The sequence below is a fragment of the Ruegeria sp. Ofav3-42 genome (genome assembly GCF_022347725.1).
GTDB lineage: Bacteria > Pseudomonadota > Alphaproteobacteria > Rhodobacterales > Rhodobacteraceae > Ruegeria.
In genome coordinates, this window is record NZ_JAKRGB010000001.1 from 246,001 (window position 1) to 259,073 (window position 13,073).

Genomic DNA, 13,073 nt, shown 5'->3' on the forward strand with positions numbered 1-13,073 from the left:
CTATGCTGTGATTGACGGTGATCTGTTCCTGATCGCGCCGTACTTTTTCTCCCTTTTTTGCCTTTGAAGGTCAAGAATTTGACGTCCATCTGGATATGATGTCCTGGGACCTGCTTTTGATATCGTTTCGTTTGAACCTTGCGCATGCGGGTGCCGCGTGGAAGACGGTTCATACCATGGCGACGAAGAATCCGAGAAACAGTCGCATCAGATATCTTAATCCCGTGATAGCGCTCAAGGTACCAAACAATTCGCATTGGCCCCAGATGATACTTGCGACGAAGATGCAGCACCTTCTCTTCACGCTCGAGCGGCGTTCTATTGGCGTGCCACCGTGGGATCGGGGGCGCATTAACCAGGCCAGCCTCGCCGCGTTCCGCATAAGCCTGGCGCCATCGATAGAATGCCGATCTTGCTATTCCAAAATACCGACATGTCTTCACAACACGACCGGTTTCTTCAGCGTGGCGGAGTATCCGTAATTTGCGCCGAACCTCGCGCTTGTCCTGATTCATCGTCATCTCCTTCTTCCCAACGTTGGGAGGTCAAAGGAAATGTCCCGCGAGTAACGGCATATCTACAGGTAGGCACATGGGTAATCTAGTGATTGGAGTTCCCCGATGGCGCAGGTAAGAGCGTTCGCTAGAATTGCGACATCGGGAGATTTTCTGACAGGGTTTGGTGCGGCTTATTCTCCACGCGAAGAAGCCATGCCAATAATAAGTGCGGCTTCTCGTTGGGGTAGATCACGTAAAAACCAGCAGCAGATAGGCGGCCAGTGCAGCGACGATTGGGAATACAACAACCGGCGGCGTGTCGTCGCTATCCTTGATTTGATGCCGGAACTCTCCGGCTTGGTACGCAAGGTACAGCGCTGCGGCCAGCAGGAAAAAGGCTATGACGTTGATGATTGTCGTGATCATGTGCCTACTCCGTAAATGTCCATTTTGAACATAACCTTAACAGATTGGACGTCGCACGGCTCGAGTGGCAAGTTTTTTGTTTATGGTTGTCTGCCATGTGGGAAAAAAGACTTGGGATTCGCCGTTGTTTCCGCAGATCATCCGCTTGACTGCCCTTGATATTAAGGTGGGCGTTACCGGCATAGGTGCCCCCCAGCAGCGCGTTAGCGGATCAACCGAGCGGGGAAGTGTTGAGGCGGCATTTGTGAATGTTTGCTGCTCGTCCAGGTTTGTTTCGTTTCAATGGCGGAAGCCTGAGGTCAATGCTCTCCGAGGTCTGCGCTGATCCCACAAACAAGTTCGAAAACCTGGTTTTTCTCCAAAAAGTCGGGAAAGTGCCGGCTAAACGCAAAAGAGCGCCTGGCGGCGCTCGATAACGGTCAGAAACGAAACGTGATTTGGCGGGGTTTAGCCGCCCCAGGACCGGACTTCACCGCAATCCATATGGACGAAGTTCGAACGGTAGTACTTGCCGACGCCGCCGGCGCGGCAGGACATGGCCGCCTTGGCCATCTGAGAAACCGAACGCGAGGACAGCCGCAGGTCAGCTGCCTGGCCCTTCATGTGCAACGAGTTTTTGGCCACTCGGCGTGACCGCGATCGGAGCATCGCGTTTGTTTGCGGAGAGCGGTAGCCGGACAGGAGCATATAGGGTTCATTGACATCCAGCAGATTGTGAGAAGCGGCCATGATGTCGATGGTGCGCAGGTCCATGGACTTGACCTGGTCGGTCCGCCAGTCGCGCATGAAGTGGTTCACTTCCTTTACGGCGTCCTTGATGTACTTGCCGTCGACCCAATAGATCATATCGATCCGCTCACCGGTGCGGCCCGAGTACATGCGGATACGACGGATATCGCCGCCGCCACGCAAAAAACCTGCTGCATTGGAATAGGTCGGTGCTGCTACAATTGCTGTTGCCGCGAATGCGCCCAATAGGGCACGCCGGGTCAAGCCCGATGTACTGCTCGTGGTCATTTAGTTTCGTCCCGTACTGTTCCTGCCTGCACACGATGTTACGCGCGCGATCTTAATTTTTTCCCATCCCAGATGCGGGATTTATGACACAGTCGCAAAAGGCAGCCAAGAAATCTTTCACATTCATCTTTTCAAGGGGGAATTTTCGGCAGTTTTTTGCGCAGGTGATGCAATTTGGTATAATATTGAGGCAATTAGGCTTTGGCGCAACATGGCCGATGCAAACGCGCATCAGGAAAAAACTGATGCGGCAAATTGATGTATTTGTGAATGGACAAAATGTCCCGCTGAAAACCATATTTGTTCGGCACGCGCCTCAGAATGCGCAAGTTATTGAATAATCAGGGTCATCCCATGCGAGCATTTTTTCGGTTGCCAACGAGTCTCATTTTCGCCGCTTGCATCTCGGCGTCAGCCTCTGTGGCATCTGCACAGACATCCACTGAGACGGCCTTTCAGATGGCCGTGGCCGAGTTTGCCTCGGCAGGGTCTGGCATTGCCGATTTTTATCGTACTAGTGGCTTTTCGCCGATCTGGGTTGGTAATACGGCGGCGCACGAGGCGCGGCGGGCTCGATTGATCAAAGAGCTGTCTTCGACGCATCTGCACGGTCTTCCCGATGGGCCGTATGACGTGCAATCGCTTTTGACCCAAATGCAGGAAGCCAATTCTCTCCGCGATTTGGGAGCGGTTGAAGTTGCGCTCAGCAAGGCATTCGTAAATTACGCAGGTGATCTGTATTCGGGTGCTCTGCGTCCGTCCAGCATTGATGACGGGCTGGTCCGCAAGGTTGTGCGGCGATCTGCTTCGGAGCATCTGCAGGAATTGCTTGATGCGGATGGCGATGCTTATTTTGATCAGCTCGCACCGCAATCGACCCAGTACCGGGCGTTGATGAAGCAAAAAATTGCGCTTGAGGCGCTGGTCAGCCAGGGTGGCTGGGGTGTTGGCGTTCCTGAGGATAAGCTTGAGCACGGTGACACCGGCCCTAATGTAATTAAGCTGCGTAACCGATTGATTGCGATGGGATATCTGCGGTCAACGGCAAGCCCGGTCTTCGACGATGCCATGCTGGCTGCGGTTCAGGAGTTCCAGCAGACGCACGGTCTGGCGCCGGATGGTGTGGCCGGACAAGGTACCATCACCGAGCTTAACCGCAGCGCTTCCGAAAGGCTTAAGGCTGTCTATGTCGCGCTGGAACGCGAGCGCTGGTTGCCACGCGAACGGGGTGAGCGTCACATTCTGGTGAATCAGGCCGATTTTTCGGCCAAGATCGTCGACGATGGTCTGGTCACCTTTGAAACCCGTGCGGTGATCGGCAAAAACGTGCATGACCGTCGCAGCCCGGAATTCTCGGACGAGATGGAGCATATGGTCATCAACCCCAGTTGGTATGTGCCACGCTCGATCATAACGAAGGAATATCTGCCAAAGTTGAAGTCGAATCCCAACGCCGTGGGCCATATCCAGATTACGGACCGTAGTGGGCGAGTGGTGAATCGGGGCGCTGTGGATTTCACCAAGTTCAACACCCGGAACTTCCCGTTTGCGATGCGTCAGCCCCCCAGCAAAAGCAACGCTCTGGGGCTGGTAAAGTTCATGTTCCCCAACAAGTACAACATCTATCTACATGATACGCCTCAGAAATCCCTGTTCGCGCGTGAGGTGAGGGCGTTCTCGCACGGTTGTATCCGACTGGCGCAACCGTTTGAGTTCGCCTATGCGCTGCTGGCCAAGCAAGAGGAAGACCCCAAGGCTTTCTTCCACCGTGTGTTGGCGACTGGCAAGGAAACGACTGTCCAGCTTGAAAAGCACGTGCCGGTCCACCTGATCTATCGCACGGCCTATATCGGTCCGAAGGGCGAAGTGCAGTATCGTCGCGATGTCTATGACCGCGATCGCAAAATCTGGGAGGCTCTGCAGAAAGCAGGGGTAGCCCTGCCGGACGTTCAGGGGTAAGCACCGAGGGCAGGTCCTCAATCCGGGAAGCCCGTCATGCAGTATACCATTGAGCAAATTGCAGAAGCCTTGGGCGCAGACAGCCAGGGCGATCTGAGCGTCGTTATAGAGCGCGCCGCAGAACCGGCCGATGCCGGGCCGACAGATCTGGCCATGGCGATGTCACCGAAATACGCCGACGCGCTGAGCGCGGGCTCTGCTCGCGCTGCTGTCTTGTGGGAAGGCGCGGACTGGAAGGCAATGGGGCTGGAGGCCGCGGTTTTTGTGCCGCGTCCCCGCATGGCGATGGCTGGGATCACCGCGATGCTGGATCGCGGGCAGGGGGTTGAGCCCGGTATTCATCCCTCGGCCGTGATCGACCCGACTGCGGAAATTGGCGAGGGAGCCTCAATCGGCCCTTTGGCGGTCATCGGCGCGCGGGTACGCATCGGCAAAGGCTCCGTCATCGGCCCCCACTGCGTGATCGGAATGGACGCAGTTCTGGGCGACAAGATTGTTTTGCGTGAGATGGTGAGCATTGGCGCGCGAGCCCAAATTGGCGACCGTTTCATCGCACAACCAGGTGCGCGGATCGGTGGCGATGGGTTCAGCTTTGTAACGCCAGAAGTCTCAGGTGCCGAGAACGCGCGCAAGACCATGGGCGATCAGGGCGAAGCACGCGCGCAAAGCTGGCTGCGTATCCACTCTCTTGGCGCTGTTGAAATTGGCAATGATGTCGAGGTTGGATCGAATTGCACCATCGACAATGGGACCATCCGGAACACATGTATCGGAGACGGTTCAAAACTCGATAATCTGGTTCATGTCGGGCACAACACGCGCGTCGGTCGGGATTGTCTTTTGTGCGGGCAAACAGGCGTGTCAGGGTCCGTGGAAATCGGCAATAATGTCGTTCTGGGTGGGCAGACCGGAGTGGTGGACAACATTTTCATAGGGGATGGAGTCATCGCGGGCGGCGGTACGAAAATCCTGTCCAACGTGCCCAAGGGACGTGTGATTATGGGCTACCCGGGCGTCAAAATGGAAACCCATACAGAGATTTACAAAGCGCAACGTCGCCTGCCGCGGCTGGCCCGTGACGTAGAGGCGCTGAAAAAGGCTGTTTCCAAACAGGCTCCGAGCGATTAAATCAACCACAACATGATAATCAGAGGATCGACATGAGCATCAGCGACCGCGTCATCGCAATCATTGCAGAGCAGGCCGTGCTGGAGCCATCGGATGTGACCCCAGAGAGTACGCTCGAAGATCTGGGTATCGACAGCCTCGGACTGGTCGAAAGCATCTTTGCCATCGAGGAAGAGTTCGATATCTCGGTTCCATTCAATGCCAATGAACCGAGCGCCAGCGACTTTGATATTTCGAACGTGGCGAAGATTATCGCCGGTATCGAAAAGCTGGTGTCGGAAAAGGTCTGACATAATCCCATGAAACGCGTCGTCATTACCGGGGCCGGTACAATCAATTCGCTGGGCCATTCGGTGCCCGATACCTTAGAGGCGATGCGCGAAGGGCGCTGCGGTATTTCCGAGCTTGAGTTTCGTGATGTCGACCGGCTGGCCATCAAGATCGGCGGTCAGGTCCGGGGTTTCGAGGCCGAGGGCCGCTTTAACCGGCAGCAGATGAGCCTTTACGACCGGTTCACGCAATTCACTCTGACCGCTGCGAAAGAAGCGATAGATCAATCCGGGATTGAGTTTCACGGCGAACTTGCCGCCCGTTCCGGCGTGGTTTTAGGCACCGCCGGTGGAGGTGTTTCGACCTGGGATGACAATTACCGCTCGGTTTACGAAGACGGTAAGAACCGAGTGCACCCCTTTGTAGTGCCCAAGCTGATGAACAATGCGGCCGCCAGCCACGTGTCGATGGAGCACAACCTCAAAGGCCCTAGTTTCACCGTTTCGACGGCCTGCGCGTCTTCAAACCACGCAATGGCGCAGGCGTTCCAGATGGTCCGCAGTGGCGCGGCGCCGACGATGCTGACCGGTGGGTCGGAATCCATGCTGTGCTTTGGCGGCGTTAAAGCCTGGGAAGGGCTGCGCGTGATGTCCAAAGACGCATGCCGTCCGTTCAGCGCCAACCGAAACGGTATGGTTCAGGGCGAAGGCGCCGGTGTTTTTGTGTTCGAAGAATACGAACATGCTCGCGCCCGTGGTGCCGATATCCTGTGCGAAGTTGTTGGGTTCGCAATGTCCTCGGATGCGTCGGACATCGTGATGCCCAGCAAGCAGGGCGCGGCCCGTGCCATGTCGGGGGCGCTGTCGGATGCGCGCCTGAGTGCTGACAAAGTTGGGTACATCAACGCGCACGGCACGGGCACTGCGGCCAATGACAAGACAGAGTGCGCGGCTGTCGCGGATGTATTTGGCCCACACGCCGATGAATTGATGATTTCGTCGACCAAATCAATGCATGGACACCTGATCGGGGGCACCGGTGCGGTGGAATTGCTGGCCTGTATCATGGCGCTTCGGGATGGCGTTATCGCCCCAACCATTGGCTATGAAGAGCCGGATCCGGAATGTGCGCTGGACGTGGTGCCGAACGAAGCGCGTGAGGCAAAGGTGGACGTGGCGCTCAGCAACGCGTTTGCGTTTGGCGGGCTCAACGCAGTGCTGGCCCTTAAGCGGGTGTAGATCGAGTGATCCAACGCAAAAGCGCCGCCGAGGCAGTTCGGCGGCGCTTTGTCGTTTTGGGAAAGCTTAGTTTTGCAGGACTTTCAGGCCGTCGAAACCGGCTGTGAAGCCCGCCAGTGACACTTCCATTTCCAACAGTTGACTGGGTGCGAGGACGGAAACCAGCGACAGGGTTGCCTTGGTGCCCGCTTTCATCGCGTCAACATCTCCTTGAGTAAAGCCCAGTTGCGCGAGGCAACCGACGGGGTTGCAGTGATGATAGTCATAGCGCTTGCCCGGTGCGCCATCCACGGACAGAGCGAGCTGCGCTTGCAGCATCGTTTCAAGAGGTACGACCACCGTAGCACCCGCGACGGCAGCAGCGCCCTCAGGCAGCCTTTCAATGGTGATTTCCGCAATCGGTTGGCCTTGCTCACCAGTCAAAATCTGACGCATCGCACAAGGGTCTTCGTCTTCATTGGTTTTGATGCACAGGATCGACCAATCGCCTTTTTCTTCCTTGATATATTGCTCGCCAACGCGCGGTCCGGACTCACCCAGATCCAGCCCGTTTCCGGCCTCGGTCTGCGAAGTTTCGGGCTGTTGTTCGGCTTCTTGCGTCGCTTCCTGAGCGTAAGCTGCCCCGCACCACAGGGCGGCAGTCATCAGGCTGACGGATAGAGTGTTCTTGATCATGAATGCCTCGGCAATGTGTTTATTTTGCTTTGGTCTATCACCGTTGGTTCATGCTGTCAGGGGCTAAGGTGGGCCATTTCAGGATGTGAACGAATTTTTGCCGCCCAGACAGGCGCGGCCTGCGTTTCAGCCAAAGAAAAAGGGAGCCGGTGGAGCGGCTCCCTTCGATAGAATGTTCTCCCCGTCGGACTGGCCGACTTAGTTATGCGCAGACGTTACGAAAGGCAGGCGCAGCGGTCAACTGCTAACCTGAATTTTTAATGCCTTGCCCATGATTTGTGAAAAAAACCGCGCCCGAAGGCGCGGTCAGTCGACAGGGAGGAAAACTGCCGCCCCGCAACCTGAACCACGAGGGCAGCAATTAGACTTTCGCAGGTAAAGGTTAACTTTGTATGCTGGCTGCAGATCGGTGGAAATAAGGCCTTACATTCATGGACGAAAACATCTTTTTGGGCGGCTCTGGCAACGATTACAGCCAACCGCAGTCGCTGACGCTGAAATACGCCAACCGTCACGGCATGATTGCGGGGGCAACGGGGACAGGCAAAACCGTGACATTGCAGATTTTGGCGGAGGGGTTTTCCCAAGCGGGCGTCCCGGTTTTTCTTTCCGATGTCAAAGGCGACCTGTCCGGTTTGGCCAAGGCAGGCAGTCAGAGCCACAAGCTGCATGAGGCGTTTCATGACAGGGCGCAACGGATTGGCTTCACCGATTACACGTATGCGGCTTGCCCGGTCGCATTCTGGGATCTGTTCGGTCAACAGGGGCATCCCGTCCGGACAACGGTGACCGAGATGGGGCCTCTGTTGCTCTCGCGCCTGATGGATCTGAGCGAGGCGCAGGAAGGTATTCTGAACATCGCGTTCCGGGTGGCTGACGAGGAAGGATTGCCGTTGCTGGACCTCAAGGACCTTCAGTCCCTGCTGGTCTGGATCGGAGAAAACCGCGCACAGCTGTCGTTGCGGTACGGGAATGTCTCAACCGCATCGATCGGAGCCATCCAGCGCCGTCTGTTGGTGCTGGAAAACCAAGGGGGCACTAAGCTGTTTGGTGAACCCGCGCTGGAACTGGCCGATTTGATGCGGGTGGACGAAAACGAGCAGGGCGTCGTAAATATCCTGGCCGCCGATATACTGATGGGATCACCCCGCCTCTATGCGACCTTTCTGCTCTGGTTGCTCAGCGAGCTTTTTGAGGAATTGCCCGAAGTTGGTGATCCGGACAAACCCAAACTGGTCTTCTTTTTTGACGAGGCGCACCTCCTGTTCGACGACGCACCCAAGGTTCTGGTCGACAAGGTCGAACAGGTCGCGCGCCTGATCCGCTCCAAGGGCGTCGGCGTCTACTTCATCTCACAAAACCCCGCTGACATTCCCGAGGACATTCTCGGCCAACTCGGAAACCGGGTTCAGCACGCCTTGCGCGCTTTCACGGCACGGGATCGCAAGAACCTGCGCCTTGCCGCGGAAACTTATCGCGAAAACCCCGCCTTCGACACCGAAGAGGCCATCCGAGAGGTCGGTGTGGGTGAGGCCGTGACCTCGATGCTGCAAAAGAAAGGCGTGCCGGGGATCGTAGAACGCACCCTGATCCGCCCGCCCAGCTCGCAATTGGGGCCGATCACCAAGGCCGAACGGAAGGCACTGATTGATGCCTCGGCGATGAACGCAAAATACGGGAAACTGAGGGACCGGAAGTCAGCCTTTGAAATTCTGCAAGCCCGCGCCGATGCAGCAGCTCAGGCCGCCGCTAAGGCCGAAGAGCAGTTGGAATCCCAATCGACCGCAGAACGGGAATTCGCGACCGCAAGGCGTTATTCCGGCAATCGGGTCGGGCGGTCATCCTCGCGCGTGATGCGCAAGAAAGACACGTTTGCAACCGCGATGAGCGAGGCCGTGATCAAAGAGCTGAAAGGAACAACCGGCCGTCGCATCGTGCGCGGTATTCTGGGGGGATTGTTCAAGGCCAGATAGAAGTTTGGGTGCCGGGCAGGGTAGTACGTTGCCCGGCTCCAACTGATTTACTTCAGGCGACGCTGACCTTCTTGCCGGCAATAGGCATCCGCCTCGGGAACCGACATCTTGGTGGCCGGGAAGTCGATCGCCCGATCCCAGGTCACGCGGTCCTGACGGTACAGCTGACAAGTGACTACGCCTTTCGGCGTTTGTACTTTGACCGGCGTCGTTTCCAGATCTTCCGGCGAGGGTATACACCCTGCTACAGCTAACAGCAGCGGGACAATAAGGATCGTTTTGGTGAGGGAAGTATTCATGTGCACTCTTCTCATACTCGTAGAATTCCCGAATGATCGCGGGCCAAGGGTCAAATTAGCGTAAATACTGGCTAAAAAGAGGGCTGGATCATGGCGGTACTGGGGGTCGTCTATTCTGAAAGCCCCTTGAAATCAAGAAACCGCGCCAAAGGTTTAGCGCGGTTTCGTAAATTGATGGCCTGTGATCTTACTTTTCGGGGATCAGGCCGCGTGGACTGAATCTGAGTACGATCAGCAGAATAAGACCCATCGTGAACAGGCGCATATGCGCAGCACTGTCAATCAGGTGCGACTTGAGCGCGCTGCTATCCGGCATGCTTGCGGTGATCAGGTTCATGAACCACAAGCCCATCGGCTCGACCTGAACCCACAGGAACCAGATCAGAAACGCGCCCAGAACGGCACCGAAGTTGTTGCCCGACCCGCCTACGATCACCATGACCCAGACCAGGAAGGTAAAGCGCAGCGGGTTATAAGTGCCGGGGGTAAGTTGCCCGTCCAGCGTGGTCATCATCGCGCCAGCGATTCCGCAAATGGCCGAGCCGAGCACGAAAATCTGCAGGTGGCGGCGAGTGACGTCCTTGCCCATCGCTTCGGCTGCGACTTCGTTGTCGCGGATGGCGCGCATCATACGGCCCCATGGGCTTTTGAGGGCCATCTGCGCCATCCACAGCAGAACAAGCAGAACGATCATGAACAGCAGCGAATAGCCTAGTTTCACCGAAAGGGTCGATGCAGTAACCGGGTCCAGCCCGAACCAGTCCGCACGGGCGATAAAGCTGGGGTCGTTCTGCAGTTCGACTTCGTATCCAACGACAGGCGAGGGGCGCGGGATGCCGTAGACGTTCTTGACGCCGCGAGCCAGCCAGTCCTCGTTCTTCATGATCGCAATGATGATCTCGGCAATACCAAGCGTCGCAATCGCCAGATAGTCCGAACGTAAGCCAAGGGCCGTCTTGCCGATCAGCCACGCGGCACCTGCGGCCAGCAGGCCGCCCGCAGGCCAGGCCAGCAACACCGGCATGTTCAGGCCGCCAAGGTTGCCTTCCACGGCGGGATTGATGGCCTCGACAGCCGCCGCGCTAGGGTCGAAGACCGCGCGATAGATGAAAAAGCCGACGATCAGAATGGCGATGATCGACACCGTCCGAACGCGGCCTTTCGGCATCTTCTGAGCAACCAGCACGGCCGCAACAACAGTCGCAGCACCCAACAACAACGCCAGAACAATTCCGTATCCGCCCGAGGACCACGCTCCGGTTGTCGGAGGGGTCGAAACCAATACAACCGCCAGACCGCCCAGCGCAACAAAGCCCATGACACCAACGTTAAACAGGCCGGCGAAACCCCATTGCAGGTTGACCCCGATCGCCATGATGGCCGAGATGAGCCCCATGTTCAGGATCAGGATCGCCGAGTTCCAGCTTTGCGTGAAACCGGTCAGCAGTATCAGGCCGCCAACGACTATGAAAAGCAGTGTGTTTTTGACGGATTCGGTCATACTGCTTTCCCCTTAAACAGACCCGTGGGTTTGAACAGAAGCACGATCAGCAGGATGACAAAACTGACGGCGAATTTGTAGTCGGTGGACAGGAATTGCACCAATCCCGACGGGGCGAGGTTTTCCGGCGCGACATAAGTCAGCACCTTTTTCCAGGCATAGGTGATTGTCACTTCGGAGAAAGCGATGATGAACCCACCGGCGATCGCGCCCAGCGGGTTGCCGAGACCACCAACGATGGCCGACGCAAAGATTGGCAGCAGAAGTTGGAAATAGACGAACGGCTTAAAGCTCTTGTCCAGCCCGTACAACACACCAGCCGTGGTCGCCAGAGCAGCCACGATGATCCATGTGATCATCACGACGCGTTCCGGGTTGATGCCGGACAGCAGCGCCAGGTCCTCGTTGTCGGAATAGGCGCGCATCGATTTGCCGGTGCGTGTCTTGTTCAGGAACCAGAACAGCAGCGCCACAGCTACAACGGCGACGACCACGGTGATGCCTTGCGAGGTCTTGATCGCCAGCCCTTCGCGCAACCCTGTCATCGCTTTGAAATCACGGGCAGAGACAATGAATCGCGCGCCGTCCGAAAACCGCTGATCGTCCGGTCCGATGACAAACCGCACAAGACCGTTCATGATGAACATGACACCCATTGAGACGATCACCAGAATAACTGGTTTGGCTTTCTGCTCCCGATAGAACCGATACACCAGCCGGTCGGTGATCAGCACCAGAACGATGCAGCCCAGTATCGCGAAGGGCAGGGCCAGCAGGGCAGTTGGCAGCGGGCCAAAACTGACGCCGGCGGCTTGCAGGCCCCAGGTGACCAGCACGGCAATCATCGCGCCAAAGGCCATCGTGTCGCCATGGGCAAAATTCGAAAACCGGAGGATGCCGTAGATGAGGGTGACCCCCAGCGCCCCAAGAGCCAACTGGCTGCCGTAAGCAACCGCAGGCACGATGACAAAATTTGCCAGCGCGACTAACGCATTCAATAAGTCCATTTGATCGTCTCGTTCTTTCGGGTGCGGCTTTATGGCATGCGTTTCGCCATATGCACAATCATTCCCGTGCTTTTTCTGACCGTTATTTGGGAAATTTTTGACCCGATACACACATTGGCAACAGGCGCCAGTGTGTAGACGTCAGCAGGGTTGATTTTGAGTGGTTTCAGGCGGGGGAAAGCCCCGCCTGAACAGGAGTAGTCCGGCGGTTTACAAGGCCGGATCGGAACAACGGTTTTCAGTTGACGGCGCAGGTTCCGCGTTCGTGGTGGGCGTTGGCCCCCGTTGCGCGGATCGCGAGCGAGCCGCTTTTGCTGTTGACGGTGTAGCCAACACTGCCACCGCTGGTGATTTGTAGGAATTCGTGGGCTCCGAGGCCTTTGAAAACGTGCACCTCAACCACTTCGCCATCCACGCTTACGGTTCCCTTGGACTCACCTTCGATGCGTTTCAATGAGATCTTTTTCGGCGTGCCGGTAGGGGTACACTTGGTGGATTTGCAAATCTCTTCAATCTGACACTCGTAAACAAACTCAGCTCCAGGCGTTTTCTGCGTTGTGGCCTGCGCGGCAGCGGGCAGGATCAAGGCAGCAAGAGCGGCCAGATATTTCATAAAAGCTCTCCTAAAAGATATTGGCCGATGGATCGGTCCGGTCGTAGACAAAAACGGACCTTCGCAGATCCGGTTTCCGCGCCTGACTAGGTTGCGAAAATGGCGATAATTGATCTTTCCGGGGTCAGAATTCTGAAGGGCGAATTTTACTGTGACTGGTGTCTGGCGAAATTATGTATTGAAAAAACAGGATTATATTTCTTTGCGGGGTGCCCAACACCCGTCGTCCACGGCTGACACTGCCATGATTTCGCCACATTAAGGCGCGGCGGTTGTAACGATGGCAAAATTTTTCTGTCACCAACCTGAAACAACCAGAATCGTCTGAAGCGCTATTTCCTGTGAAACAAGGGGTTTCAGACAGCAGCCGGTCTCACGCAACCTCAAGATGAAGTGATCCACCCGGAACTTGGCTTTGATCTCAACAGGATATCCCTAGCTTTCCAAAACGGCTTGCACGGACATGCGAA

Annotated in this window: 13 protein-coding genes and 1 pseudogene; 6 read left to right on the plus strand and 8 right to left on the minus strand. The window is 56.4% G+C overall.

Going from position 1 to position 13,073, the window contains the following annotated elements:
• Positions 1 to 44: 44 nt before the first annotated feature.
• The 3 genes and pseudogenes from MHN28_RS01190 to MHN28_RS01200 all read right to left on the minus strand — a co-directional run.
• Positions 45 to 515, minus strand: a pseudogene (locus tag MHN28_RS01190) (helix-turn-helix domain-containing protein); the annotation flags it as partial.
• Between the two features lie 231 nt (positions 516 to 746).
• Entirely contained in the window at positions 747 to 923 is a 177-nt protein-coding gene (locus MHN28_RS01195) for a hypothetical protein (RefSeq protein ID WP_239335150.1), read from the minus strand.
• 447 nt (positions 924 to 1,370) lie between these two features.
• Positions 1,371 to 1,940 (minus strand): DUF882 domain-containing protein, encoded by a 570-nt coding sequence (locus MHN28_RS01200; RefSeq protein ID WP_239335152.1) that lies wholly within the window; start codon positions 1,938 to 1,940, stop codon positions 1,371 to 1,373.
• A gap of 83 nt (positions 1,941 to 2,023) precedes the next feature.
• Between MHN28_RS01200 and MHN28_RS01205 the strand changes: the two genes are divergently transcribed.
• From MHN28_RS01205 to MHN28_RS01225, 5 genes are read left to right on the plus strand one after another with little or no spacing between them, the layout of a single operon-like run.
• Positions 2,024 to 2,281: a hypothetical protein gene (locus MHN28_RS01205; RefSeq protein ID WP_239335154.1), complete on the plus strand. Its 258-nt coding sequence runs from the start codon at positions 2,024 to 2,026 to the stop codon at positions 2,279 to 2,281.
• Between the two features lie 13 nt (positions 2,282 to 2,294).
• Entirely contained in the window at positions 2,295 to 3,899 is a 1,605-nt protein-coding gene (locus tag MHN28_RS01210; RefSeq protein WP_239335156.1) for a murein L,D-transpeptidase, read from the plus strand.
• Positions 3,900 to 3,935: 36 nt separating this feature from the next.
• Complete coding sequence (lpxD, locus tag MHN28_RS01215) at positions 3,936 to 5,027, plus strand: UDP-3-O-(3-hydroxymyristoyl)glucosamine N-acyltransferase (RefSeq protein WP_239335158.1); 1,092 nt, start codon at positions 3,936 to 3,938, stop codon at positions 5,025 to 5,027.
• A gap of 32 nt (positions 5,028 to 5,059) precedes the next feature.
• Positions 5,060 to 5,317: an acyl carrier protein gene (locus MHN28_RS01220; protein ID WP_239335160.1), complete on the plus strand. Its 258-nt coding sequence runs from the start codon at positions 5,060 to 5,062 to the stop codon at positions 5,315 to 5,317.
• A gap of 9 nt (positions 5,318 to 5,326) precedes the next feature.
• Positions 5,327 to 6,535, plus strand: a complete 1,209-nt coding sequence (locus tag MHN28_RS01225) for a beta-ketoacyl synthase (RefSeq protein ID WP_239335167.1) — start codon at positions 5,327 to 5,329, stop codon at positions 6,533 to 6,535.
• 66 nt (positions 6,536 to 6,601) lie between these two features.
• Here MHN28_RS01225 and MHN28_RS01230 read toward each other — a convergent pair whose 3' ends face one another.
• Positions 6,602 to 7,210, minus strand: a complete 609-nt coding sequence (locus MHN28_RS01230; RefSeq protein ID WP_239335168.1) for an invasion associated locus B family protein — start codon at positions 7,208 to 7,210, stop codon at positions 6,602 to 6,604.
• Between the two features lie 431 nt (positions 7,211 to 7,641).
• Here MHN28_RS01230 and MHN28_RS01235 point away from each other — a divergent pair, with 431 nt between their 5' ends.
• Positions 7,642 to 9,183 carry a helicase HerA-like domain-containing protein gene (locus MHN28_RS01235; protein ID WP_239335169.1) on the plus strand — a complete coding sequence of 514 codons (1,542 nt, stop codon included), beginning with the start codon at positions 7,642 to 7,644 and terminating at the stop codon, positions 9,181 to 9,183.
• A gap of 47 nt (positions 9,184 to 9,230) precedes the next feature.
• Here the strand turns inward: MHN28_RS01235 and MHN28_RS01240 are convergent, their stop codons facing one another.
• The 4 genes from MHN28_RS01240 to MHN28_RS01255 all read right to left on the minus strand — a co-directional run bounded on the left by MHN28_RS01240 (position 9,231) and on the right by MHN28_RS01255 (position 12,603).
• The gene (locus MHN28_RS01240; protein WP_239335176.1) at positions 9,231 to 9,482 is read right to left on the minus strand and encodes a hypothetical protein; all 252 of its coding nucleotides are present in this window, start codon (positions 9,480 to 9,482) and stop codon (positions 9,231 to 9,233) included.
• Between the two features lie 187 nt (positions 9,483 to 9,669).
• Positions 9,670 to 10,983 carry a branched-chain amino acid ABC transporter permease gene (locus tag MHN28_RS01245; RefSeq protein ID WP_239335178.1) on the minus strand — a complete coding sequence of 438 codons (1,314 nt, stop codon included), beginning with the start codon at positions 10,981 to 10,983 and terminating at the stop codon, positions 9,670 to 9,672.
• Complete coding sequence (locus tag MHN28_RS01250; RefSeq protein WP_239335180.1) at positions 10,980 to 11,990, minus strand: branched-chain amino acid ABC transporter permease; 1,011 nt, start codon at positions 11,988 to 11,990, stop codon at positions 10,980 to 10,982. Before MHN28_RS01250 ends, MHN28_RS01245 begins: the two co-directional genes overlap by 4 nt.
• Positions 11,991 to 12,228: 238 nt before the next feature.
• Entirely contained in the window at positions 12,229 to 12,603 is a 375-nt protein-coding gene (locus tag MHN28_RS01255; protein ID WP_239335182.1) for a hypothetical protein, read from the minus strand.
• Positions 12,604 to 13,073 lie beyond the last annotated feature (470 nt).

Bases quoted from the DNA above. Each gene is read 5' to 3' on its own strand.
- MHN28_RS01195 (WP_239335150.1), bottom strand. From the start codon at position 923: ATGATCACGACAATCATCAACGTCATAGCCTTTTTCCTGCTGGCCGCA.
- MHN28_RS01200 (WP_239335152.1), bottom strand. From the start codon at position 1,940: ATGACCACGAGCAGTACATCGGGCTTGACCCGGCGTGCCCTATTGGGC.
- MHN28_RS01205 (WP_239335154.1), top strand. From the start codon at position 2,024: ATGACACAGTCGCAAAAGGCAGCCAAGAAATCTTTCACATTCATCTTT.
- MHN28_RS01210 (WP_239335156.1), top strand. From the start codon at position 2,295: ATGCGAGCATTTTTTCGGTTGCCAACGAGTCTCATTTTCGCCGCTTGC.
- lpxD (WP_239335158.1), top strand. From the start codon at position 3,936: ATGCAGTATACCATTGAGCAAATTGCAGAAGCCTTGGGCGCAGACAGC.
- MHN28_RS01220 (WP_239335160.1), top strand. From the start codon at position 5,060: ATGAGCATCAGCGACCGCGTCATCGCAATCATTGCAGAGCAGGCCGTG.
- MHN28_RS01225 (WP_239335167.1), top strand. From the start codon at position 5,327: ATGAAACGCGTCGTCATTACCGGGGCCGGTACAATCAATTCGCTGGGC.
- MHN28_RS01230 (WP_239335168.1), bottom strand. From the start codon at position 7,210: ATGATCAAGAACACTCTATCCGTCAGCCTGATGACTGCCGCCCTGTGG.
- MHN28_RS01235 (WP_239335169.1), top strand. From the start codon at position 7,642: ATGGACGAAAACATCTTTTTGGGCGGCTCTGGCAACGATTACAGCCAA.
- MHN28_RS01240 (WP_239335176.1), bottom strand. From the start codon at position 9,482: ATGAATACTTCCCTCACCAAAACGATCCTTATTGTCCCGCTGCTGTTA.
- MHN28_RS01245 (WP_239335178.1), bottom strand. From the start codon at position 10,983: ATGACCGAATCCGTCAAAAACACACTGCTTTTCATAGTCGTTGGCGGC.
- MHN28_RS01250 (WP_239335180.1), bottom strand. From the start codon at position 11,990: ATGGACTTATTGAATGCGTTAGTCGCGCTGGCAAATTTTGTCATCGTG.
- MHN28_RS01255 (WP_239335182.1), bottom strand. From the start codon at position 12,603: ATGAAATATCTGGCCGCTCTTGCTGCCTTGATCCTGCCCGCTGCCGCG.